General features: G+C 47.0%; 1 tRNA gene and 1 rRNA gene. Both read left to right on the top strand.

The features are described 5' to 3' along the window. Positions 1-199: 199 nt before the first annotated feature. Positions 200-275: transfer RNA gene (locus tag JK211_RS16835), tRNA-Glu, on the top strand. 192 nt (positions 276-467) lie between these two features. Next, positions 468-570 (top strand): 23S ribosomal RNA (locus JK211_RS16830); the annotation flags it as partial.

The following is a 570-nucleotide window of genomic DNA, read 5'->3' as shown; positions in this document are numbered from 1 at the left end:
GGGAACCTGCGGTTGGATCACCTCCTTACCTGAAGATACACTTCTGCGCAGTGTCCACACAGATTGTCTGATAGAAAGTATGAGCAAGGCGTTTACGCGTTGGGGGTGGTGACAAAAACATTGTCGCTCGGTTTTCTGAAGAAAAACCTCGCCCTTACGTGAAATTAGCGAATCAGTGATTCGCGGCAGCAAATTTCACGTCCCCTTCGTCTAGAGGCCCAGGACACCGCCCTTTCACGGCGGTAACAGGGGTTCGAATCCCCTAGGGGACGCCACTTGCTGGTATGTGAGTGAAAGTCACCGACCGATATATCTTAAAGATGACTTACGAGTCATGTTTAAGATATTGCTCTTTAACAATCCGGAACAAGCTGAAAATTTGAAAACAATGAATAACGAGAGTTATTCAGAGTCTCTCAAAAACTTTTACGATTCATAAGTCGTTGCAAGACGTCTGTGGGTTGTGAGGTTAAGCGAATAAGCGTACACGGTGGATGCCCTGGCAGTCAGAGGCGATGAAGGACGTGCTAATCTGCGATAAGCGTCGGTAAGGTGATATGAACCGTTATA

The sequence above is a fragment of the Tatumella sp. JGM130 genome (assembly GCF_018257525.1).
Lineage (GTDB): Bacteria > Pseudomonadota > Gammaproteobacteria > Enterobacterales > Enterobacteriaceae > Tatumella > Tatumella punctata.
The sequence above is the reverse complement of the archived record's forward strand: the minus strand, read 5'-3'. Positions and strand labels throughout refer to the sequence as shown.